The 22,724-nt window shown below is 49.7% G+C and carries 17 protein-coding genes and 1 pseudogene; 6 read left to right on the top strand and 12 right to left on the bottom strand.

The window, feature by feature from the left end; genetic code table 11:
* Positions 1-26 precede the first annotated feature (26 nt).
* Positions 27-803 carry a helix-turn-helix transcriptional regulator gene (locus AYY17_RS08255; protein ID WP_067422885.1) on the bottom strand — a complete coding sequence of 259 codons (777 nt, stop codon included), beginning with the start codon at positions 801-803 and terminating at the stop codon, positions 27-29.
* A 204-nt stretch (positions 804-1,007) separates the two neighbouring features.
* On the opposite strand from AYY17_RS08255, the gene AYY17_RS08260 reads away from it, so the two are divergent.
* A complete protein-coding gene (locus tag AYY17_RS08260; RefSeq protein ID WP_067422887.1) occupies positions 1,008-1,238 on the top strand; it encodes a helix-turn-helix domain-containing protein in 231 nt (76 codons plus the stop codon).
* Between the two features lie 53 nt (positions 1,239-1,291).
* Here AYY17_RS08260 and argH read toward each other — a convergent pair whose 3' ends face one another.
* The 4 genes and pseudogenes from argH to argC form a co-directional block, all read right to left on the bottom strand.
* The gene (gene argH, locus AYY17_RS08265) at positions 1,292-2,671 is read right to left on the bottom strand and encodes an argininosuccinate lyase (RefSeq protein WP_067422889.1); all 1,380 of its coding nucleotides are present in this window, start codon (positions 2,669-2,671) and stop codon (positions 1,292-1,294) included.
* A 147-nt stretch (positions 2,672-2,818) separates the two neighbouring features.
* Positions 2,819-4,042, bottom strand: coding sequence for an argininosuccinate synthase (locus tag AYY17_RS08270; RefSeq protein ID WP_067400905.1), 1,224 nt, complete (start codon positions 4,040-4,042; stop codon positions 2,819-2,821).
* 49 nt (positions 4,043-4,091) lie between these two features.
* A pseudogene (gene argB / locus AYY17_RS08275) lies at positions 4,092-4,864 on the bottom strand (acetylglutamate kinase).
* 42 nt (positions 4,865-4,906) lie between these two features.
* Entirely contained in the window at positions 4,907-5,917 is a 1,011-nt protein-coding gene (gene argC / locus AYY17_RS08280; protein WP_067422892.1) for an N-acetyl-gamma-glutamyl-phosphate reductase, read from the bottom strand.
* 97 nt (positions 5,918-6,014) lie between these two features.
* On the opposite strand from argC, the gene argE reads away from it, so the two are divergent.
* From argE to AYY17_RS08295, 3 genes are all read left to right on the top strand, one after another.
* On the top strand, positions 6,015-7,175 hold the full coding sequence (argE, locus tag AYY17_RS08285; protein WP_067422894.1) for an acetylornithine deacetylase: 1,161 nt from the start codon (positions 6,015-6,017) through the stop codon (positions 7,173-7,175).
* 276 nt (positions 7,176-7,451) lie between these two features.
* On the top strand, positions 7,452-8,354 hold the full coding sequence (metF, locus tag AYY17_RS08290) for a methylenetetrahydrofolate reductase (RefSeq protein ID WP_067422895.1): 903 nt from the start codon (positions 7,452-7,454) through the stop codon (positions 8,352-8,354).
* A gap of 300 nt (positions 8,355-8,654) precedes the next feature.
* Entirely contained in the window at positions 8,655-10,631 is a 1,977-nt protein-coding gene (locus AYY17_RS08295; protein ID WP_067422897.1) for an autotransporter outer membrane beta-barrel domain-containing protein, read from the top strand.
* A gap of 156 nt (positions 10,632-10,787) precedes the next feature.
* Here AYY17_RS08295 and AYY17_RS08300 read toward each other — a convergent pair whose 3' ends face one another.
* The 5 genes from AYY17_RS08300 to metB form a co-directional block, all read right to left on the bottom strand.
* The gene (locus AYY17_RS08300; protein ID WP_067422899.1) at positions 10,788-11,363 is read right to left on the bottom strand and encodes a hypothetical protein; all 576 of its coding nucleotides are present in this window, start codon (positions 11,361-11,363) and stop codon (positions 10,788-10,790) included.
* A 156-nt stretch (positions 11,364-11,519) separates the two neighbouring features.
* Entirely contained in the window at positions 11,520-11,855 is a 336-nt protein-coding gene (locus tag AYY17_RS08305) for a carboxymuconolactone decarboxylase family protein (RefSeq protein WP_067422901.1), read from the bottom strand.
* A gap of 174 nt (positions 11,856-12,029) precedes the next feature.
* On the bottom strand, positions 12,030-14,663 hold the full coding sequence (gene ppc / locus AYY17_RS08310; RefSeq protein WP_067422903.1) for a phosphoenolpyruvate carboxylase: 2,634 nt from the start codon (positions 14,661-14,663) through the stop codon (positions 12,030-12,032).
* A gap of 750 nt (positions 14,664-15,413) precedes the next feature.
* The gene (locus tag AYY17_RS08320; RefSeq protein WP_067422908.1) at positions 15,414-17,852 is read right to left on the bottom strand and encodes a bifunctional aspartate kinase/homoserine dehydrogenase II; all 2,439 of its coding nucleotides are present in this window, start codon (positions 17,850-17,852) and stop codon (positions 15,414-15,416) included.
* Positions 17,853-17,860: 8 nt separating this feature from the next.
* Complete coding sequence (metB, locus tag AYY17_RS08325; protein WP_067422911.1) at positions 17,861-19,021, bottom strand: cystathionine gamma-synthase; 1,161 nt, start codon at positions 19,019-19,021, stop codon at positions 17,861-17,863.
* Between the two features lie 195 nt (positions 19,022-19,216).
* Between metB and metJ the strand changes: the two genes are divergently transcribed.
* Entirely contained in the window at positions 19,217-19,534 is a 318-nt protein-coding gene (gene metJ / locus AYY17_RS08330) for a met regulon transcriptional regulator MetJ (RefSeq protein WP_004236602.1), read from the top strand.
* Between the two features lie 120 nt (positions 19,535-19,654).
* Here the strand turns inward: metJ and rpmE are convergent, their stop codons facing one another.
* On the bottom strand, positions 19,655-19,870 hold the full coding sequence (gene rpmE, locus AYY17_RS08335) for a 50S ribosomal protein L31 (RefSeq protein WP_067422912.1): 216 nt from the start codon (positions 19,868-19,870) through the stop codon (positions 19,655-19,657).
* Between the two features lie 27 nt (positions 19,871-19,897).
* A complete protein-coding gene (locus AYY17_RS08340) occupies positions 19,898-20,176 on the bottom strand; it encodes a hypothetical protein (RefSeq protein ID WP_067422914.1) in 279 nt (92 codons plus the stop codon).
* On the opposite strand from AYY17_RS08340, the gene priA reads away from it, so the two are divergent.
* The gene (gene priA, locus AYY17_RS08345; RefSeq protein ID WP_067422916.1) at positions 20,175-22,376 is read left to right on the top strand and encodes a primosomal protein N'; all 2,202 of its coding nucleotides are present in this window, start codon (positions 20,175-20,177) and stop codon (positions 22,374-22,376) included. The two genes, AYY17_RS08340 and priA, sit on opposite strands and share 2 nt — an antisense overlap.
* The last annotated feature ends 348 nt before the right edge of the window (positions 22,377-22,724 follow it).

The following is a 22,724-nucleotide window of genomic DNA, read 5'->3' on the forward strand; positions in this document are numbered from 1 at the left end:
GCATTATTTTTTATATTGATAATCTTTTACGGTAAATTAACTAACGTGTCTAAACAGGCCAGCGTGATACCATTTTCTTTCAGTGCATTAAATACACCGCCGGAAGATGCATGAGGACAGCCTAATTTTTCTTTTATACGCTGAATACGTTTATGCTCTGAGGCTTCAGAACAGCCCTGAACAGCACTGATTTCTTTTATTTTACGATGGGATAGTAAAAGCCGGATGGTAAGAATTTCTTTACGGGTAAAACGGATATTACCGAAGCGCATATATTGATGAACATCTAATAAGTCTGTAGGATTATTTTCTACGGTGTTAATTTCATCAGAACCCTGTCTGATTTCAGGTCGCAGCGGTAATATTAATTCTTCATTTCTCTTCCAGATACGTCCGGCGTAATCAGATATAACCGGCTTCCATTTATATACGTCCATCATATCTGCGACAGATAATACCCCTCCCGCATTGATAGACATCAATTCCAGCGTATCGCCGTACTTCATACAAAAATCAACTTTAAATGCATTGTTTTTTACATTTTTCAGTATATTAGTAAAATTATCAGCGTAATTATTCCAATACTGAATCCCTATATTCAGCCTTTCATTTAATAATAAATCAAAATCTTCTCCCCAATACTTTAAAACCCATTCATAGTCACTGGATAGGATTGAACTTGTTTTATCTTTAACATTAATCACCGTATAATTAATGCCGATATTATCCCAATCAAAATATTTTGAAAAATCATCCACAAGATTACCACACGCATTTTCAAGCGCAGCACTTTTAATATCCATATTATTTCCTATGCAAGTAAACACACGACCATCTGGCTTTATGTTTATCATAGTAAAATGAAAATTAAAACACTCAATTTACCCGCATTTTAATTTTTAATATTTAACCTATCCTTTTAATGTCTATATTAACATCACTAATTATCATGATATTTAATTCTTATTACATTAAATTTAAATTCATTAATTGAGAAAATAATAAATATGAACAGACAACAAGATTGGCATCCCGCAGATATTATTGCAGCAATACGAAAAAGAGGAACAACACTGGCGGCGTTATCACGAAATGCCGGTTTAAGTGCATCAACACTGAGTAATGCACTGGCGCGGCGCTGGCCTAAGGGAGAGAAAATTATTGCAGATTTTCTGAATATATCGCCTGCTGAAATCTGGCCTTCGCGTTACCTGTATAAAATAAGCCGATGGCCATAAACAAAAATGCCCGAATCACATCATATTATGTGATTCGGGCAGAAAAGCAGAAATTACACTAATCCGGTGCGGATTTTTGCCTCACTGACGGCAGCGGCAACCTGTGCCTGTGATACTCCGCCTTTTGCACAGCGCTTTGCCAGGCAGGATTGCAGTGAGAGAATGTTATACACATCCAGCTCAATCACCGGGCTGTATTTTTGCAGATCAGTGAGTGGCATCTCTTCCAGTGCCAGACCTTTTGCTATCGCGCCAACCACTACTTCACCGACAATATGGTGCGCCTCACGGAACGGAATACCTTTTGCCACCAGGTAATCAGCCAGTTCAGTGGAATTAGCATAGCCCTGTTTGGCCGCTTCTTCGCAACGCGGACGTTTTACCTGAATATCTTCCAATACTAATGCTGCCATATGCAGACAGTCCAGCCAGGTGTCGAGTGCATCAAACAGCCCTTCTTTGTCTTCCTGCATATCTTTGTTATAGGCCAGCGGCAGACCTTTCAGTGTCATCATCATGCCGCTCAGCGCACCCTGCACCCGCCCGCATTTACCACGGATAAGCTCAAGGGCATCCGGGTTCTTTTTCTGTGGCATCAGGGAAGAGCCGGATGTCACGCGATCAGACAGCTCAATAAATGCCGCTTCGCCGCTGTTGAAGAAAATCATATCTTCCGCGAAACGGGAAAGGTGCACCATACTGATGGCGGCATCACTTAGTAATTCCAGTACATGGTCGCGATCAGATACGCTGTCGAGACTGTTGCGTGTTGCACCGGCAAAACCCAGCCAGTCCGCAAGCTGATCACGGTCAATCGCATACGCCGTTCCTGCCAGTGCGCCGGAACCGAGCGGGCTGTAATCAAACCGCGCCAGTGCATCGCGCACACGGCTTTCATCCCGCACCAGCATTTCGCTGTACGCCAGGCACCAATGTGCAAACGTAACCGGCTGCGCACGCTGTAAATGCGTGTAGCCCGGCATTACGGCATCCTGATTCTGCTCTGCGGTCAGTACCAGCGCCTGCTGAAATTCCTGCAATGCCGCTAAAATCTGTCCGACGGCCGCTTTGCACCACAGTTTTAAATCGGTTGCGACCTGGTCATTACGGCTGCGCCCGGTATGGAGTTTTTTCCCCAAATCACCGACTTTGCCGATAAGTTTACCTTCCACCCAGCTGTGGATGTCTTCCGCATCACTGCTGAGAATGGCTCGGGGATCTGCCTGTACTTCTGCCAGCAGTTCATTCAGTGCCTGCTCCAGCGCCGCCTGCTCCTGTACTGTCAGTACATTGACGGTCACCAGCGCTTTCGACCACGCGACCGAGCCGGTGATATCCTGCTCCGCCAGACGATAATCGAATCTCAGTGAGTCGTTGAATTGTTTGAACCGTTGATCGGCTTCCTGACTGAAACGTCCGCCCCAGAGTGCCATACTCTTTCCCTTTTATTTTTTGATATACCCTTATTCATTCAAACTGCAGGTTCGTTGCCTGCATCCTGAATGACGTCGGGTATAAATTATATAGATAGCAAAATATTGCCTGCACGTCCCTGTGCATAAAATCCCTGTTTTTACTGATTATTTCTGTTCTTTCAGCGCACGGATCCGTGAGGAGAGCGAGTACAGACGGATAAAGCCGCCCGCGTGGCTGTGATCGTAAACCTCATCTTCGCCGAATGTCGCAAACTCTTCTGAGTAAAGACTGTTCGCCGATTGCTTCTGAATCGCCGTGACCTGACCTTTATACAGTTTCAGTACCACTTCGCCGCTGACATCTGCCGCCAGTGAATCCGCTGCCGCCTGAATAGAGTGACGCAGCGGCGCAAACCAGCGTCCGTCATACACCACATAAGACATTTCCAGACCAATCTGCTGACGCCATTTGAAACAGTCACGGTCGAGGATAATTTCTTCCAGCCCGCGCAGTGCTGCCATCATAATGGTGCCCCCCGGGGTTTCATAACAACCACGGGATTTCATACCCACCAGACGGTTTTCGATAATATCGATACGCCCGATGCCGTGTTTCGCACCCAGTGTATTCAGTGCATCCAGGCAGTTAAACGGTGACAACGCTTTGCCGTTCACGCCGGTCACTTCGCCCGCTTTGATGGTCACAGTCACCAGTTCAGGCTCATCCGGCGCATCCTGTGCATCAACCGTCCACACCCAGCAATCTTTATTTGAGACATTCCACGGGCTTTCCAGCACGCCGCCTTCGGTGGAGATATGCCAGGCATTCTCATCACGGCTGTAGATTTTTTCCAGTGATGCGGTAGTCGGGATATTACGGACTTTCAGATAATCCAGCAGTGCTTCACGGGAACGCAAGTCCCACTCACGCCATGGTGCAACCACTTTCAGTTGCGGAGCCAGTGCGGTATAAGTGCCTTCAAAACGCACCTGATCATTACCTTTACCGGTCGCACCATGTGCCAGCGCATCTGCACCTAATTTCAGCGCAAGCTCTACCTGGGCTTTGGCGATAATCGGACGCGCCATAGACGTACCCAGCAGATATTTACCTTCATACAGCGCGCCGCTTTTCAGCACCGGATAAACATAATCTTTGATAAATTCTTCACGCAGATCCGCCACATAGCAGGATGATGCACCGGAAGCGAGCGCCTTTTCTTCCACGCCTTCCAGATCTTCCGCGCTCTGACCGATATTGGCGACAAATGCCACCACTTCGCAGTCATCGTAATGCTCTTTCAGCCACGGAATGATCGCTGATGTATCCAGACCGCCGGAATAAGCCAGTACGATTTTTTTAATGCCTGTTTTCTTTGCCTGTGTCATTACCTTGTCCTTTCAACATATGTTATCCGCCGCAGCGGGATGATCCTGATTACGCGGAGATCCGCGTGCCGATGCTTCGCCATCGAATAATTGGTGCAATTGGTCTGCATGCCGCCAGGAGGCGATATCAACCGGACGCCCCAGTGTTTCTGCGGCTTCCAGCGCGGCATTCACTTTGACAATCATGCCGTCCGTGATAATGCCGTCATCAATAAGTTTCTGTGCGTGCTCACCATCCAGCGCGTTAATTTTCTGCCCTTTACCATCAAGAATGCCGCTGACATCAGAAAGCAGTACCAAATCCGCCCCGAGAGTTTTGGCGATAGCGGTCGCCGCCTGGTCTGCATTTACATTCATCAGCCGCCCGTCATCTGTGATACCTATAGAGCTGATGATTGGCAAAAAACCGCCGCCCAGCAGGGTATTGAGTAAAACAGGATTGCCCGGTTGCGCCAGCCCGACATGTCCGAGCTCATCATTGAGTTGCGTGACACTGACACTCTGACCATCCCCGAGACATAACCCGACGCCATTGAGCTGATAACGGGTTGCCCACGCCAGCAGAGTTTTGTTTGCCGTGCCCGCCAGCGCACCGCAGATGATATCTATCTGATCCGCCGGGGTAACACGCAGTCCCTGTTTTTTCACCACCGGTAACTGTAATTTTGCCATCAGTTCATCCACCACACAGCCGCCGCCGTGTACAATCACAAGTGCGCGGTCATGTGATGCGCGGTATGCCGCCAGTGCGGTAAATAAACGCCCGAGAGCTTCTTCGCTGTCCAGTAACACGCCGCCTAACTTGATGACTAAGGGTTCCATTTTCATTTTCCGTCAGATAAATGTTTGATAAATTCTGTCAGCTCACTGTGGCAGCAGAGACAGTGTTTCATTAAAGCCAAAACGAATATTCATGCACTGAACAGCTTGTGCCGCGGCACCTTTAAGCAGGTTATCTTCCGTACCGACCACAATCAAATGCTCACCCTGCACAGCAAAGCCCAGATCACAAAATGGTTGTCCGACCACACCTTTCAGCGCCGGAACACCTTTGTCATACAGACGCACTAACGGTTTATCGTCATACGCCTGATGAAATGCCTCACTTATCTGTGCCGCCGTTACACCGCTTTTCAGTTTGCAGGTGATGGTCGCCAGAATTCCCCGCTTAAAGTTGCCGAGATGCGGGGTGAAAATCACCTGAGTGCCCAGGTGTGCGGCAATTTCCGGCTGATGACGATGTGTAAATAAACCATAAGGTTGCAGGCTCACTTCGCAGAAATTGCTGCCTAATGCCGCTTTCCGTCCTGCTCCGCTGACACCGCTGGTGGCGTTAATTACCGGCCACTGAGTCAGATCCAGCAATTCATTTTCCAGTAATGGTTTCAGGGCTAACTGAGAAACGGTCGGATAACACCCCGGTACTGCAATCAGTTGTGCTTTACGGATTTTGTCACCCGCCCACTCCGCCAAACCGTACACCGCCTGTGCTAATAACGCGGTATGTTTGTGTTCAAATCCGTAGTATTGTGGATAAAAATCATCCTGCTGAACGCGGTAAGCACCTGAAAGATCAAATACCACGCATCCGGCAGCCAGGAAGATTGGCACAAGGTCATGACTGACTTCATGTGCGGTTGCCAGAAAAACCACATCGGCTTTTTGTGCTGCCGCCTGCGGGTCAGTTAACGGCTCAATGGGTAAATCCACCAGACCTTTGAGCTGCGGATGTAAATCCGAAAAACATTTACCGGCATCCGTACTGTTGGCAGAAACCATCAGGCCGGTCAGTTCCGTCTGCGGGTGGCGTTGGATATACGCGGCAAGCTCTGCGCCGGTGTATCCGCTGGCCCCGATAATCAGTGTTTTCAACATAAGTCATCTTCACCTTGTACCTGAAACACAAACAATGTATTTTTATTCACATAAACTGCATGAATATTGATACTATTATGGATAAAGGCTGTCAACAGTGAATATTAAATTACCTGCATTTATTGAGATTTATCGTCAGCTGATTGCTGCACCTTCCATCAGTTCGACAGAGTCTGAGGCGGATCAAAGCAACGGGACGGTTATTAATTTATTAGCCGCCTGGTTTGAAACCCTGGGATTTGATGTTGAAGTTCAGCCGGTGCCGGAAACCCGGGGGAAATTCAATCTGTTAGCCAGTATGGGTGACGGTGAGGGCGGATTATTACTGTGCGGCCATACCGATACCGTGCCGTTTGATGAAGGGCGCTGGAGCAAAGATCCCTTCACGCTGACAGAGCAGGACAACAAGCTCTACGGGTTGGGTACCGCAGATATGAAAGGGTTTTTCGCGTTTATCCTTGATGCGGTACGTAATATTAACGTGCGTGATTTACAGCATCCTTTGTATATCCTCGCGACCGCGGATGAAGAGACAACCATGGCCGGCGCGCGCTATTTTGCCGCGAATGCAGCTATCCGCCCGTCTTTCGCTATTATCGGCGAGCCGACCTCGCTGCAACCGGTTCGCGCACACAAAGGGCACCTTTCCAATGCTATCCGTATTACCGGGCAGTCAGGCCACTCCAGTGATCCGGATCGTGGCGTGAATGCCATTGAGCTGATGAATGAATCAATCACGCATCTGATGGGTCTTCGTAATCAGTTGAAAGAAAAATTTAATAACCCGGCCTTTGTTATTCCGTATCCGACCATGAACTTTGGTCATATTCACGGTGGTGATGCAGCAAACCGGATTTGTGGCTGCTGTGAATTACATATGGATATCCGCCCGCTGCCGGGCATGACGCTCAGTGATATTGATGAGATGCTGAATGCAACACTGGAGCCGGTCAAACAGCGCTGGCCGGGACGTCTGGCGATTGAAGCACTGCATGAGCCGATTCCGGGCTATGCCTGCCCGACGGATCACAAAATGGTCGGGGTGATTGAAAACCTGCTCGGAGAGAAAGCGCAGACAGTGAATTATTGTACTGAAGCGCCGTTTATTCAGGATCTCTGCCCGACACTGGTGCTCGGTCCCGGGTCAATTGAGCAGGCGCATCAGCCTGATGAGTTTCTCGATACCCGTTTTATTGAGCCAACCCGCGAACTGCTGACCCAACTCGTTACCCATTTCTGCCTGAAAACGGCTGAGTAACCTTCTCTGCGGACAGCATTGCCTGTCCGCATCTTTATCCCATCATGAATTTTCTTCATCATCTTATTGCGAAAACCTCACCCGCACTGTGTCAATTAATGGTTGACGTTTAACCGATCCATCCCTTAATCTACATCCAGACGTCTAAACGTATAGACATTCAAATAATCACGTGCCGGAACATATACCCAACGTCATTCAGGATGCAGCCAACAAACCTGCAGTTTGAATAAATAAAGGGATATTCATCACGGACGGATGACAGCGGGGGCAGAGATGAGTTTTTTACACGTTGACCAGCACGAGGCACTGAACCAAAACCTGGCGGAATTAGCCGGCCGCGTGGAAGTATCTTTTGAGTTTTTCCCCCCGGGTACACCGGAAATGGAAAATACACTGTGGCAGTCAATTGAGCGCCTCAGTGTTCTGAAACCTAAATTTGTCTCTGTGACTTACGGGGCAAATTCCGGCGAACGTGACCGCACACACTCCGTGATCAAAGGGATCAAAGAAAAAACCGGGCTGATTGCCGTGCCGCATCTGACCTGTATTGATGCCACCCGCGATGAACTGAAAACCATCGCAAAAGACTACTGGGATAACGGCATCCGCCATATTGTGGCACTACGCGGTGATTTGCCGGATAACAGCCGCAAACCGGATATGTATGCCGCTGACCTGGTCGGTTTGTTAAAATCAGTCGCCGATTTTGATATTTCCGTCGCTGCTTACCCGGAAGTGCATCCGGAAGCGCGCAGCGCGCAGGCAGATCTGATTAATCTCAAAAAGAAAATCGATGCCGGGGCAGACCGCGCTATTACGCAATTTTTCTTTGATGTCAGCACTTATCTGCGCTTTCGCGACCGCTGTGCTGCCGCAGGAATTGATGTGGAAATTGTTCCGGGGATCCTGCCGGTATCCAATTTCAAACAATTACAGCGTTTTGCCGGTATGACCAACGTACGCATTCCGGGCTGGCTCGGTAACATGTTTGAAGGGCTGGATGATGACCCGGAGTCCCGCAAGCTGGTCGGCGCATCCGTTGCCATGGAGATGGTAAAAATTCTCAGCCGCGAAGGCGTGAAAGATTTCCATTTTTACACTCTGAACCGCGCGGAACTGACCTATGCAATCTGCCATACTTTAGGTGTCCGCCCTGCTGTAGCCTGTGTGGCATAAGAAAATCATTAGCATCACAAATAATTATAGCGATATCATTGGGTAACCACGGATATCGTTAAATTATTTTGTATAGTTGATTTTTATTTCACCCGCTCAACTCAAATATCTGAGTATCATCATCGCTACAGCACATCTTACTGATTATCTCACCCAAGGCGAATTTACGTAAAACCACCTATTCACCTTCCTGCCAAACAAGCTGAAAATACGCAGTCATTTCATAAGAAAATTTATCGTATTTCACTTTCTCTCAGTGTGACGGACTCCGCCGCACAACATCCGCAGGTCAGAATCAATATGAAAAAATTAGTTTTAGTGTGTTTAATTGAAGCCGCATTGGCAGGGTATTCTGTCGGGGCAGTGGCAGCACCGGCACATTTTACTGAAGAAGTAACTAATGGAACTGTTACAGGGGAAATAGTATCTTTTGATAAGACGCAGTCCGTATCACAAAAGGGTATCATTAAAAATGGTGTTGTAAAAAATGAAGGCACCATCCGGGTTTATAACGGCGGTCATGCAGAAAATACAACCATTGATACTGACGGTCGTTTTGAGGTTGATGAAAAGGGCACAACAAATAAAACAACCATTCTGAATGGCGGGGAAATGATTGTATCCGCAGGAATAATACGGGATACAACTGTACGTAACGGCGGAAGCCTTGACCTCAGTCTTAACAGCCAATCCAAAGGCCTTCTGCTGATTGAAAAAGGGGCTGATGTCGGTATTGATAACAATGACAATACCGGCATGGATGTATCAACAAATAATCCACTCTCTCCGGCAAATATTTATATTGAACATGCAAAACTCATTGGCGATTTGGATATTCAGAGTGACTGGAGTGGTCAACCTGAAAACAATATTGCCCCGACTCCGTCAGTTCCCGGTCCTGCTTTTGTAACTACTATTGATAAGCTGGAAATGGCAGGCGGACGTTTGGGTATGACAACTTACCAACCGGCAGCACAGGCAAACCGACTGGAAATTAAAAATCTTTCCGGGCAGGGGGATTTCTATATATCCACTCAACTGGCTGACAGTTGGGGTGACTTTATTAATATCAGCCAAAGTGCCACAGGAAAATTTGGAATTGAAGTTGAAGATACCGGCAAAGAACCAACAAAAATCACCAGCCTGAATGTCGTTCACGTCAACAGCGGTGATGCGGTATTCCGTCTGACCAATGATGATGGTGTTGTTGAAGCAGGAACTTATCAGTACGCTCTGAAGAAAAAACAGGATGGTGAAAAAACTGACTGGTATTTACAGGGTAAACGCAAAGGCGATAAAGACACGGATACCGGGACTGATAACGGCAATGGCAACGGTGATAACGGTACAACCGCACCGGTTCTGAGCTACAGCGCCAAAGGTGTTATGGCAATGGCTGCCGCACCGCGCCAGGTATTACAGGCAGAATCAGTTTCTCTGCAACAGCGTCTGGGGAATTACTACAGCAATCCGCAACATGGCTACGGATTATGGACACGCTACCTGCACGATGACACCCGCCTGAATGATAAACTCAACACCTCATTTAAAAACAAACTCGATGGCGTACAAATCGGGGTCGATAAACCGTTCCGCCTGGATGATTCCACTGTGCTTGTCGGCGTATTCACCGGTTTCAGCCGGACAAAAGTCAGCACAGATAGCTATGGCAGCGGAACAGTTGAAAGTTACCACGGCGGGCTCTATGCAACTTATCTGCATGACAATGGTTTCTATGCCGACGGAATGCTCAAAGGTAACCGTCTGGATAATGAAAACAACGGTCGGATGAAAAACGGCAGTTCTGCGCGTGGTGATTATCACCAAAACGCATTCACCGCGACAATTGAGAGCGGATTTAACTACGAAGTTGTTCCGGCACTGACTGTGCAGCCTTACGGCAAACTGCAATATGCCCGCATCGGCAGTGCAGATTATGAGCTGAATAACGGTATGCGTGCAGATGTTCACAGCGCAGACAGTTTACAGGGTGAAGCGGGGACATTGATCAGCACCTCATTTGATGTAAACAGTGCGGTACTGAAACCCTATGCCCGCCTGGCAATTGTCCATGAATTCACAAAAGAGAATGATGTGACAATTAACCGCACCAAGACAGTCAGTAACGATTTCTCCGGCAGCACCGGTAAATACGGTTTAGGTCTGGATGCACAGATCACACCACAGGCTGCATTCTATACTGAAATCAACTACCTGAATGGTAACAAAACAGAAACTCCTCTGCGTGCAGATGTCGGTTTCCGTGTGCGTTTTTGATATCCCGGCACAGAACCAAGCTCCCGGTGAATTTCGCCGGGAGTTTGACAGCTAAATAATAACAACCGGTATCAATACTTATTCTATGAATTGTTTTGCACAGACTCCAGTTGATTAACTTCAGCCCTGTATAATAACGGACCACCTTGATCACAATTAATCGCATGTGCCAATAATATGCCGGAAATAACGTCTTTTTTTTATATTATCCGCATAGCGTTCAACTATCTCTGCGTATTCTGTCCGCCGGATATGTTCACTGCCTGAGCCCTTTTCTGCCATCTCCAGTACTGCCCGTATTTTTCCCTGCATCTCTGGTGATGTGTCCGGCTTATGTAGTTGCTTGCTTAGCATGTCATACAATTCCTGTGCGGAGTACTCTGATGCTTTCAGAGCAGACAATTTGCCAATAGATGCACTGCCGGGTACACCAGTTTCACTTCTGGCAAGGATCTTATCGGGCAGTTCCATGTCGAGTTTTGCTGCGCATTTCCCTGTAAAGCCTGATGTGTAGTATTCCGGTTTCACCAGCGCTTTCGCCAACAATGCGCCGCACGCTTTCATTATATTATGGTCTTTCTGTGTGCTGCACCCTGTGGAGAATGTCTTACAACTGTTCACAACAGAAACAAACTTATCCGCTACTGTCTGAAGAAAATGACGGTTGTCCGTTGTAATCTGATTTACCGGTGTTTCATGAGCCGGCTGCTGCGCTATTGCACTTAATTGCATTTTTTCATTCCTCATTTAATAAAAATCAGGCTAATAATAAGGAACGAACCGGACACCGTATTTTAATAAATCACCATTTACTTATGACTGAAAAATACGGGTGGCACGCCTCAGCATGTAACCCGTCCGGTAAACACAGAGTGAAGAATGACCTGATTACGAAAATTCTTTAAAGGCTTTCAGGGTATTCGCCGCATACATCATTGACGGCCCGCCGCCCATAGCAACCGCAACACCCAGCGCTTCCGCCAGTTCCTGCTCTGTAATACCCAGATCGACCAGGGTTTTGGTATGAAAACCAATGCAACCATCACAACGGTTTGCCACCGCAATCCCGATAGCAATCAGCTCTTTGGTTTTTTTATCTAATGCGCCGTCTGCTGTACTGCTGCCGATAAGAGCAGAAAACGCTTTCATCACATCCGGAACTTGTTTACCAAATTCCTGCATATTACCGGAAATATCATTTATCACTTCTTTGTAGTAAGACATCAATTTTTATCCTTATTATAGATAGGCCAATACAATATACATTATTATATAATGTTTTTTTTAATATTATATGTGATAGCTACGACAAATTAAGATATCAACCCAATTTTCCGGGATAAAAAAATGGCCGCAATTGCGACCATTTTCGGGGAGATAGTATAAATATGGCTGTAATCAGCCGGTATTTCGCATTCCGGCAGCAATACCTGCGATAGTGACCATCAGTGCCTGTTCTACCTGCGGATCGGACTGTTCACATTCGCGTGAACGATGCAAAAGCTCTGCCTGAAGGACATTCAGCGGATCCGTATAAACATTACGCAGTGCAATTGATTCGGCAATCCATGGCAGATCAGCCATCAGACACTCATCTTTGGAGATGGTCAGGACACTCTTAATATCCTGCGATAACTGCTGACGTAATTTTTGACCCAACGGCCACAAACGTGGCTCCACCAGGCGCTGGTCATAATATTCCGCCAGCCATAAATCGACTTTTGCAAACACCATTTCCAGCATCCCGACCCGGGTTTTAAAGAACGGCCACTGGTGATACATCTCTTCCAGTACGCGCTGATTACCTTCATCCACCGCTGTCTGCAATGCAGCACCCGCACCCAGCCAGGCCGGCAGCATCAGACGATTTTGCGACCAGGCAAAAATCCACGGAATAGCACGGAGAGTTTCCACGCCGCCGGTCGGACGGCGTTTTGCCGGACGCGAACCCAGCGGCAATTTAGCCAGTTCCTGCTCCGGTGTTGCCGAACGGAAGTACGGGACAAAATCCGGCTGCTCGCGGACATAGTCACGATACATGTCACAAGATACTTCTGAGAGCCTTTCCATAATCACGGCCCATTCCGGTTTTGGCTCCGGCGGCGGCAGAAGATTAGCTTCCAGGCTGGCACTGGCATACATCGCCAGGCTGCTGATAGTGACCTGTGGCAAACCAAATTTAAAGCGGATCATCTCGCCCTGCTCAGTGACACGCAGTCCGCCTTTCAGGCTTCCCGGCGGCTGTGAAAGCAGTGCTGCGTGTGCAGGTGCGCCCCCGCGTCCGATAGTGCCCCCGCGTCCGTGGAACAGGGTGAGTGTCACACCTTCCCGGTCGCAGACTTTAATCAGTGCATCCTGTGCGCGGTATTGTGCCCAGGACGCTGCCATAACACCCGCATCTTTGGCGGAATCCGAATAGCCGATCATCACCATCTGCCGGTTATTGATCAGGTTACGATACCAATCGATGCTCAGCAGGCGGGTTATCACGCTTTCCGCATTATTCAGGTCATCAAGCGTCTCAAACAGCGGCGCCACCGGTAATGTGACCGGGCAGCCTGACTCTTTAAGCAGAAGTTTGACCGCCAGTACATCAGATGGCACTTTCGCCATTGAGATAACATAAGATGCCACAGAATTTTCCGGTGATTCGGCGATCACGCGGCAGGTATCAAACACTTCACGGGTTTCATTGCTGCACTGCCAGTTAAGCGGCACAAGCGGACGTTTGGATTGCAGCTCGCGCAGTAAAAATTCCTGTTTTTCCGCTTCCGGCCAGGCTGCGTAATCACCCAGTCCGAGAAATTGTGTCAGTTCAGAAAGTGCTTCTGTATGGCGGGTGCTTTCCTGGCGCACATCAATACGCACCAGTTGCAGCCCGAAACAGCGGATCCGGCGCAGTGTATCCAGTAATTGCCCGTTAGCAATAATCTTCATGCCGCACTGCACAAGAGACTGGTAACACAGATACAACGGCTCCCACAGATCTTCGTTGTCCGTCATCAGGTTATCCGGCTCAATAACCAGTTCCCCTGCCAGACGGCGCTCCAGATAATCCAGTGTGCTTTTCAGGCGGGCGCGTAACTGTTTGGTTATCACGCGGTACGGCTCTGCGGCATCCTCACCCACGCGCTCACGCAATGCAGGTGAGCACTCACTCATGGAAAGTTCGGACACCAGCACCTGAATATCATTATAAAAAAGATCGGCTGCTTTCCAGCGGCTCAGCAACAGGACATGACGGGTAATATCGGCTGTCACATTCGGGTTACCATCGCGGTCACCGCCCATCCAGGATGTAAAGCGGATCGGGGCGGCTTCCACGGCAAGGTTATAATCCAGTGAGGCTTCCAGTTGCTCATTGAACTCGCGCAGAAATGCCGGTACACCTTCCCACAGGCTGTTTTCAACAACCGCAAAGCCCCATTTCGCTTCATCAATCGGCGTCGGGCGATCTTTACGGATTTCATCTGTATGCCAGGCCTGGGCGACCAGCTGACGCAGGCGGCGCATAATGCGGTCGTGCTCATAATCCGCCAAATCATCATGATCCAGCTGAGCCAGGCAGGTATTCACCGCCACCAGCTTATGAATCAATGTGCGGCGGGCAATTTCAGTCGGGTGCGCGGTCAGAACCAGCTCGATGGAAAGCGAATCAACCGCTTTGCGCATCTCTTCATTGCTGAAGTTTTTTGCTTTCAATTGATCAAATAACGAGGCCAGCGCCACCGGGTTACTGGCGGCTTCGCCGTGCGGCGAAATGCTGTGATACTGCTCAGCCACGTTGGTTAAATTCAGGAACTGGTTGAATGCACGGGCAACCGGCAGCAGTTCATCATTGGATAAATTTTGCAGTGTCAGCAGCAATTTCTGGCGCTGAATTTCATTACCGGCCTGTGATGCTTTGGACAGCTTGCGGATGGATTCTACTTTTTCCAGAATATCCTCACCCTGCGCCTCTTTGATGGTGTCTCCGAGAAGCTTGCCGAGCATACTGACGTTACTGCGCATTGCAGAATATTGTTGATTCATACGACCTCTGGCCCTTATTGACGGCAGAATCCTATGACTGCCGGTTGAGGAACCTTCATCCGGCAGTTATCGAGCCTGTACATCTTCGTGATTTTATACGGCGGATTAATTTTTTATTTTGTGACGCCGTTCCCTTGCAATTATCTCTTGCCCTATATTCATATCAAAAAAAACCGGCATTGAAAGGACTTTATCAGATTTAATTGCGCAGAAGATGTAATCCGCAACACCGGCTGACATCGCAATATCGGGTAAAACCCTGTCTGACCAGCATAATGAAAGGGAAACACTGAACCGGCAGACAGATATCGCGAATTAAGGCAAAAATAATAACGATTCAGCACACAAATAAATAATCAGGATCCGGGTAAAAAATTCAGCGGGGGGTAAGCAGAAGGCTGGTCTGTGCGGTGGCGGGGCTGAAAATAATAACGGGATACAATTAATTCCGTTAATTGTATCCCGTCGGGTTCGTTTCTGTCCTCAGGCTGACATCCTGTCAGAAAAAGCACATCCGGTGCATATCCATTTACCACAACATCCTGTCGTGGCCATCATCCATGACGATTATATGTCCGTTCTGAAACATCACCATGTGCTATTTATATCAAGACTAAACAGTAATTTTAATAAGACAATTCCCGTTATAGCAACAAATTATCTTTTATTGTTCTTTTTTGGACTATCACCTTATTCATTCAAACTGCAAATTCGTCAGCTGCATCCTGAATGACACCCGGCCTGTATACATCACAGCAGCTGCGCCAGCCGGTTTAAATCTGACTGAATCGCACCGGCGGTAACATCACGCCCGGCACCCGGTCCGCGGATAACCAGCGGGTTATCACGATACCAGCGGCTTTCAACCGCAAAAATATTATCTCCCGGCAACAGTGATGCCAACGGATGATCCGGACGCACAGCTTCCACACCAACCCGCGCTTTGCCGTTTGCATCAAAGCGCGCCACATAGCGCAGCACCATATCCATTTCACGGGCAGCTTCCAGACGGCAGATCATTTGCTCATTCATTGCTGTCACATTTTCAAAGAAATGATCGGTGTTGCCGCTGCGTGCCTCCGGTGGTACAAGCGATTCCACGCGGACATCTTCCGGCTCAATTTCATACCCTGCTTCACGCGCCAGGATAATCAGTTTGCGCATAACATCCTGCCCGGATAAATCAATCCGCGGATCCGGCTCTGTCAGACCCTGCTGCCATGCCTGTTCGACCAATTCACTAAACGGTACTGAGCCGTCAAATTGCAGGAACAACCAGGAAAGCGTGCCGGAGAAGATCCCGCTGATCGCCAGAATACTGTCGCCGCTTTCATGCAGATCCCGTACGCAATGGTTGATCGGCAACCCCGCGCCGACGGTTGCGTTATACAGCCAGTGACGCCCGGTTTTACGGAATGCATCGCGGATCTGCCGGTATTCCCGGGTTTTTGCCGCTCCGGCTATTTTATTGGCACTGATAACATGAAAACCGTATGCTGCAAAATCGGCGTAATTGTCTGCCAGTGTCTGGCTTGCAGTTAAATCAATAATCACCAGATCATCAAACGGATGATTGCGCATCCACAGATACAGCGACTCTTCATCGGCAAAAGGTTCGGCTTCTTCATTGAAGAATGCCAGCGCACGGCTCGGATCCAGCCCGTCATAGCTGAGCAGCGCCCGGCTGCTGTCCGCAACCCCTGCGAGGATAAATTCAAACCCGCTGCGGGCGGAAAGATTACGCTGCTCGCGTGCAAACAATTCCAGCCAGCGGCTGCCGATATTGCCTTTACCAAAGACCATCAGGCCAATCTGTTTCTCTGCGCGGAACAAGCTCTGATGTAATCCCTGAATAACATGCCCGGTCTGGCGGGTGCGCAGAATAGCCACCAGGCTGATACCGTCTTCTGCCTGCCAGATAAACTCCACCGGCTGGTCGGTGAGCTGCTGATAAAAACGGTGGTAATGGAGCAGATTTTTGCACACACCCGCACCAACCAGTGCCACCAGCGCAAATCCGTCACGTAAAGTCAGTGTGCCGGGCAATCCTGCGCTCTCCAGCACATGCAATGCGCTGTCCGCAATTTCTGATGTATAACTAAGCTGAATAAGATTATCGTCATTATGTAACCCGACAGCCAGCGGGCGGATCTGGCTGCGTTTAAGCAGCAGATCAATACTTTTATAGCGCTCTTTTGCATTTTCCCCGACGGGCAGACGGATATCAATCAGACAGACATCATCATGATTTGTCACGATTTTCGCACCGGTTCCGGAGGCCAGCACGCGTTCAATTTTTGTCGAGCCCTGCTCCGGCTGATAACTGCACCGCAACTGGAGATCAATATCACTGGCAGAGACCGGCTGCAGGGTACGGGTATGCAGCACCGGGGCGGCAAGGCGCGCCAGTTCACTGGCTTCATCGAGGCGCAGCAGCGGCAGCAGACAGGCATCTTTGACTTTGCGCGGATCTGAGCTGTAGACCCCCGCCACATCACTCCAGATAGTGACTTTTTTCACACCCGCCAGCGCACCAACCTGAGTTGCAGAATAGTCACTGCCGTTACGACCGAGCAGTACTGTTTCACCCTGCCGGTTACGGGAGATAAACCCGGTCACCACGAGGCGCTTACCCGGATGACGTGCCATCAGTTCCGCCAGCAGCGGCTGTGATTGTGCCGCATCCACTTCGGGCTGTGCCGCGCGCTCTGCGCAAAGGAATGTCCGCGCATCCAGCCATTGTGCCGCCATGCCCTGCTCCTGCAGTACCTGCGCCATCAGCCGGGCTGACCAGACTTCGCCGTGACCGACCACTTCAGCATAAACCGCATCTGTCAGCGGATTTTCCAGCAGTGCTGCCAGCCGGTTAATATCATCCGTAAACTGAAATATCAGTACGTTTGCCTGAATCTCAGGCAGCAAGTCACAGATAAGGGAGGTCTGATAGCGGTGTAAGGTTTCCTGTGCCTGATGAGCAGCAAGGCGATCACTCTGGCTCAGTTTTACCCAGTTAATCAGCTGATTCGTTGTACTGCCCGCTGCGGACACCACCATCAAATCATCCGGTTCGCTGTAATTTGCCATAATATTCGCCACGCGCAGATAGCATGTTGCATCTGCCAGGCTGCTGCCGCCGAATTTATGTAACTGACGCCCTTTTTCTGACTCATCAATCGCCAAAGCACTCATGGTTACCCTTACCCCTTAGTCACTGACTGAAATGCGTGCTCCAGGGCCGCAGTCAAATCACCGCTGTCCTCGATCCCCGCAGAAATACGTAATAATGTATCTGAAATTCCCGCAGCCCTACGTGCCTGCTCCGGCATACCTGCGTGTGTCATGGTCGCCGCATGAGAAATCAGTGTTTCCACACCACCTAATGACTCTGCTAGTGTAAAGAGAGACAGGTGAGATAAAAAGCGGGAAATCGTCGCAATGTCCCCATTAATTTCAAAACTGAGCATTGCGCCGAATCCTTTCTGCTGTTTTGCGGCCAGTGCATGCCCGGGATGTGTCTCCAGTCCCGGATAATAAATTTTTTTCACCATAGGCTGTTGTGCCAGGCAGGCTACAATGGCGCGGGCATTTTCCTCCTGCAACCGGATACGCGGAACCAGTGTGCGTATTCCGCGCAGCAGCAGATAACTGTCAAACGCGCCCAGCGTAACGCCGATATTATTCGCCCACCAGCTCAGTGTTTCGGTATGCTCTTCTGACGCCGCAATCACCACGCCCGCCACCACATCAGAATGCCCGTTCAGATATTTTGTGCAGGAGTGAATAACAAAATCCGCCCCCAGCGCCAGCGGCTGCTGTAACACCGGGCTCAGAAACGTATTATCTGCCGCAACCAGCGCACCCGCCTGATGTGCCTTTTCACTGACCGCTGCAATATCCGTTATCCGCAGCAACGGATTACCCGGCGTTTCAATCAATACCAGTTTTGGTTTTTCCGCCAGTGCAGCACTAAGCGCGGCATCATCATTCATATCCGTAAAACGGACAGAAAAATGCCCGCGCTGCTGACAACTGTCCAGCAGCCGGTAAGTACCGCCGTAACAGTCATGAGGTGCAACGATCACATCGCCCGGTGACAAAAAAACCGTAAACAGCAGATGCAGCGCCGACATACCACTGCTGGTCACGACAGCCCCGGCACCGCCTTCCAGCTCTGCCAGCGTGCGCCCGGTAATATCCCGTCCGGGATTGCCACGGCGCGAATAGTCATGCTCACGCGGGCGGCCAAATTCCGGAAAATTATAGGTTGATGAGAGATAAACCGGCGGCACAACACAGCCAAACTGGTGCTCCTCATTAAGTCCGTTATGTATTGCCGCAGTGGCGGGTTTGCGCGTCATACCGCTGTTCCTCTCAATAACCTGGTCAATGACCTGAATGAGATATCAGCATATCCTCAGCTTATTTAGACGTCAATATGTCTGGACATCCATCCTGCTTTACGGTTAGATATACAAGTGGGATAATAATGCTATCAGTCTGGTGCGATCCCGTGCCCGGCTCCTCCTAAACTGACTAATATAGCAAGGTAATTCATGGCTGAATGGAATGGCGAATATATCAGCCCTTATGCTGAGCATGGCAAAAAAAGTGAGCAGGTAAAGAAGATCACAGTTTCTATTCCGTTGAAAGTACTGAAAATTTTAACGGATGAGCGTACGCGCCGCCAGGTGAATAACCTGCGCCATGCCACCAATAGTGAACTGTTATGTGAAGCGTTCCTGCATGCTTTTACCGGACAACCGCTGCCGGATGATGATGACCTGCGTAAAGAGCGCAGCGATGAAATCCCGGAAGTGGCGAAAGAGATTATGCGCCAGCATGGGGTTGACCCGGATACGTGGGAATATTGATTTTTATCCGCGTGTTACGTGTTACAACAACTAAAAGAATGACATAAAAAAACGCCCTGTGAAATATTTTCATTCAGGGCGTTTTTTATCAGATTCAGCGCGCAAATCTGCGCTGTATCATTATTTCTTCGCAGCAGGTACGCTGAAACGTTTGTTAAAGCGATCAACACGGCCGCCGCTTGCAACATCACGCTGTTTGCCGGTGTAGAACGGGTGACATTCGCCACAGACGTCCAGGTTGAAGTCGTGTCCTGCAGTTGAGTTAACTTTCATTACGTTGCCGCAAGAACAGGTTGCAGTGACTTCTGCGTAATTAGGGTGAATACCTTTTTTCATGGGAAAACCTCAGTTAAGGCCGCGTCGCTATCCGGTCATTGTTGCCGGACACCACACGTCGTGTTGATGATAGATTGTCGCTGGTATTTTAATTACCAAAGGCGGCGGATCATACAGAATATCCGGGAACCATGCAATGAAATCCGGCGGCTTTTCGTGGTATTCTGAATGTGATACATCCGATAAAACAGTCGAAATTTCCGGGCGGTGCGCTAAAATCCGGTGATTATTCAGACGCTTTTGCGCTTTTTCCGGCTGTTGTGCTTTTGCGCGCGCAGCCCTGTTGCCTATTGTGGAAATTATCATGACAGTCGTCCGGGTCATCTTGCCAGTCCCTCTGACACAAACGTTTGATTATTTATTGCCTGATAACCTGCCGCGTCCCGTGGCGGGTGCGCGGGTCATTGTGCCGTTCGGCAGACAAAAGCAGGCAGTCGGGATTGTTGCGGAACTGGCAGAGAGCAGTACCTTCAGCCCGGAGAAACTCAAAGCGGTCACTGAGTGTCCGGACGACGACACCTTGTTTCCGGGCGATTTATGGCCGCTGCTGAACTGGGCAGCACAGTATTATCACTATCCGTTAGGTGAAGTGCTGTTTCACGCCATGCCTATCCTGCTGCGCCAGGGCAAAGAAGCTGCATTCACACCGCTGTGGCGCTGGGAGGTTACCCCGGAAGGGACAGAGATTGATATCCATACTCTCAAACGTTCCCCGAAACAGCAGCAGGCGCTGGCCTGCCTGCGTCGCCAGCCGGTTTACCGCCATCAGACCGGCGAATATGAATTAAGCGACAGCGCGTTACAGGGACTTAAAAAGAAAGCCCTGATCACTCTCAATGATGTACAACCGCAAGCAAAAGACTGGCGGCCGGATTTTGCCGTCACCGGCGAGCGCCTGAAACTCAATACTGAACAGGCAACCGCAGTCGGCGCTATCCGCGCGGAGCAGCATCAGTTTTCACCGTGGCTGCTGGATGGTGTAACCGGCTCCGGTAAAACAGAAGTCTATTTGAGCGTGCTGGAAAATGTGCTGGCGGAAGGTCATCAGGCGCTGGTTCTTGTGCCGGAAATCGGGCTGACCCCGCAAACCATTTCCCGCTTCCGCGCGCGTTTTCAGGCACCGGTGGATATCCTCCATTCCGGCATGAATGACAGCGAGCGCCTGGCGGTCTGGCTGCGGGCAAAGCGGGGCGATACCGCAATTGTCATCGGTACCCGCTCCTCGCTGTTCACGCCGTTTGCCTCCCTCGGCATTATTATTATTGATGAAGAGCATGACGGCTCTTACAAACAACAGGATGGCTGGCGCTATCATGCCCGTGACCTCGCCGTATTCCGCGCCAAGAAAAATAATATTCCTATCGTAATGGGAACCGCCACACCTTCCCTGGAAACACTGTGTAATGTCAGACAAAAAAAATACCGTCTGCTGCCGCTGACACAACGGGCGGGAAATGCACAGCTGGCTGATCAGCATCTGCTTGATCTGAAAGGTCTTCCGCTGACAACCGGCTTATCACAGCCGCTGATAAAGCGGATCCGTCATCATCTGGCGGCGGATAATCAGGTCATTCTGTTTCTCAACCGCCGTGGCTATTCGCCGACGCTGCTGTGTCATGAGTGCGGCTGGATAGCAGAATGCCCGCGCTGCGATCACTTTTATACACTGCATCAGAACCATCGCATGCTGCGCTGCCATCAGTGTGACAGCCAGCGCCCGGTGCCGAAACAGTGTCCGAAATGCGGATCCACACAATTAGTACCGGTCGGGCTGGGAACCGAACAACTGGAAGACGGCATCACGCCGCTGTTTCCGGATATTCCGGTGACCCGGCTGGATCGCGATACCACCAGCCGCAAAGGTGAGCTTGAACAGCACCTGGCGGCGGTTCATCAGGGCGGTGCGCGGATCCTCATCGGCACACAGATGCTGGCAAAAGGTCACCACTTTCCGGATGTGACGCTGGTTGCACTGCTGGATGTGGATGGCGCGCTGTTCTCCGGGGATTTCCGTGCAGCCGAGCGTTTTGCACAGTTATACACCCAGGTTTCCGGACGGGCAGGTCGTGCCGGAAAGCGCGGGGAAGTGGTTTTACAGACCCACCACCCGGAACACCCGCTGCTGACGGTTCTGCTGGACAAAGGCTATGGTGCGTTTGCAGTGCAGGCACTGAATGAGCGCCAGAGTGTCTGTCTGCCGCCTTATACCAGCCAGGTGATGATCCGCGCGGAAGATCAGAATAACCAGCGCGCCGGCGCATTCCTGCAAACCGTTCGTCAGTTGTTTGAATCACACCCTCTGCGGGATGAACATTTCTGGCTGATGGGACCACTGCCGGCAATTCAGGCTAAGCGCGGCGGGCGTTTCCGCTGGCAGTTGCTGTTACAGCACCCGTCACGCAGCCAGTTACAAAAAATTGTCGCACAGGCTATCCCGCAGATTCAGCAGTTGCCCGAAAGCCGGAAAGTCCGCTGGAATGTTGATGTGGATCCGACTGATGGCTGATACTTTACTTACCGGACGGGAATGCGTGTAATATCGAAAAAATTGAGATATCTCACAGTTTTATGCAAACCAGGTAACGGATTAGTTTTACAAAGGGTTTAGAATAACGCTGAATATATACCCAACGTCATTCAAGATGCAGGAAGGCGGCAAGGGAAGATAGACGGGGAGCATACATCAGTATGTGACCCGGCTAACTGAACGTAGCCAACGCACCTGCAGTTTGAATGAATAAGGGTATAGAACAATTAATAAGCCGCCTGCGTTTTACTTATGAAGCTCAGGCGGTTTTTCACAGGCATGTGACAGAAACAGCGGATTAAAACGATCACAAAAACCGCACAGATA

Source organism: Morganella psychrotolerans (assembly GCF_001676055.1).
GTDB classification, from domain to species: Bacteria; Pseudomonadota; Gammaproteobacteria; order Enterobacterales; family Enterobacteriaceae; genus Morganella; species Morganella psychrotolerans_B.

Excerpts from the sequence above, each read along its gene's own strand:
- AYY17_RS08305 (WP_067422901.1), bottom strand. The coding sequence starts at position 11,855 with ATGTCTTACTACAAAGAAGTGATAAATGATATTTCCGGTAATATGCAG.
- metJ (WP_004236602.1), top strand. The coding sequence starts at position 19,217 with ATGGCTGAATGGAATGGCGAATATATCAGCCCTTATGCTGAGCATGGC.
- AYY17_RS08300 (WP_067422899.1), bottom strand. The coding sequence starts at position 11,363 with ATGCAATTAAGTGCAATAGCGCAGCAGCCGGCTCATGAAACACCGGTA.
- priA (WP_067422916.1), top strand. The coding sequence starts at position 20,175 with ATGACAGTCGTCCGGGTCATCTTGCCAGTCCCTCTGACACAAACGTTT.
- AYY17_RS08295 (WP_067422897.1), top strand. The coding sequence starts at position 8,655 with ATGAAAAAATTAGTTTTAGTGTGTTTAATTGAAGCCGCATTGGCAGGG.
- AYY17_RS08260 (WP_067422887.1), top strand. The coding sequence starts at position 1,008 with ATGAACAGACAACAAGATTGGCATCCCGCAGATATTATTGCAGCAATA.
- argC (WP_067422892.1), bottom strand. The coding sequence starts at position 5,917 with ATGTTGAAAACACTGATTATCGGGGCCAGCGGATACACCGGCGCAGAG.
- metB (WP_067422911.1), bottom strand. The coding sequence starts at position 19,021 with ATGACGCGCAAACCCGCCACTGCGGCAATACATAACGGACTTAATGAG.
- ppc (WP_067422903.1), bottom strand. The coding sequence starts at position 14,663 with ATGAATCAACAATATTCTGCAATGCGCAGTAACGTCAGTATGCTCGGC.
- metF (WP_067422895.1), top strand. The coding sequence starts at position 7,452 with ATGAGTTTTTTACACGTTGACCAGCACGAGGCACTGAACCAAAACCTG.
- AYY17_RS08340 (WP_067422914.1), bottom strand. The coding sequence starts at position 20,176 with ATGATAATTTCCACAATAGGCAACAGGGCTGCGCGCGCAAAAGCACAA.
- AYY17_RS08320 (WP_067422908.1), bottom strand. The coding sequence starts at position 17,852 with ATGAGTGCTTTGGCGATTGATGAGTCAGAAAAAGGGCGTCAGTTACAT.
- rpmE (WP_067422912.1), bottom strand. The coding sequence starts at position 19,870 with ATGAAAAAAGGTATTCACCCTAATTACGCAGAAGTCACTGCAACCTGT.
- AYY17_RS08255 (WP_067422885.1), bottom strand. The coding sequence starts at position 803 with ATGGATATTAAAAGTGCTGCGCTTGAAAATGCGTGTGGTAATCTTGTG.
- argH (WP_067422889.1), bottom strand. The coding sequence starts at position 2,671 with ATGGCACTCTGGGGCGGACGTTTCAGTCAGGAAGCCGATCAACGGTTC.
- AYY17_RS08270 (WP_067400905.1), bottom strand. The coding sequence starts at position 4,042 with ATGACACAGGCAAAGAAAACAGGCATTAAAAAAATCGTACTGGCTTAT.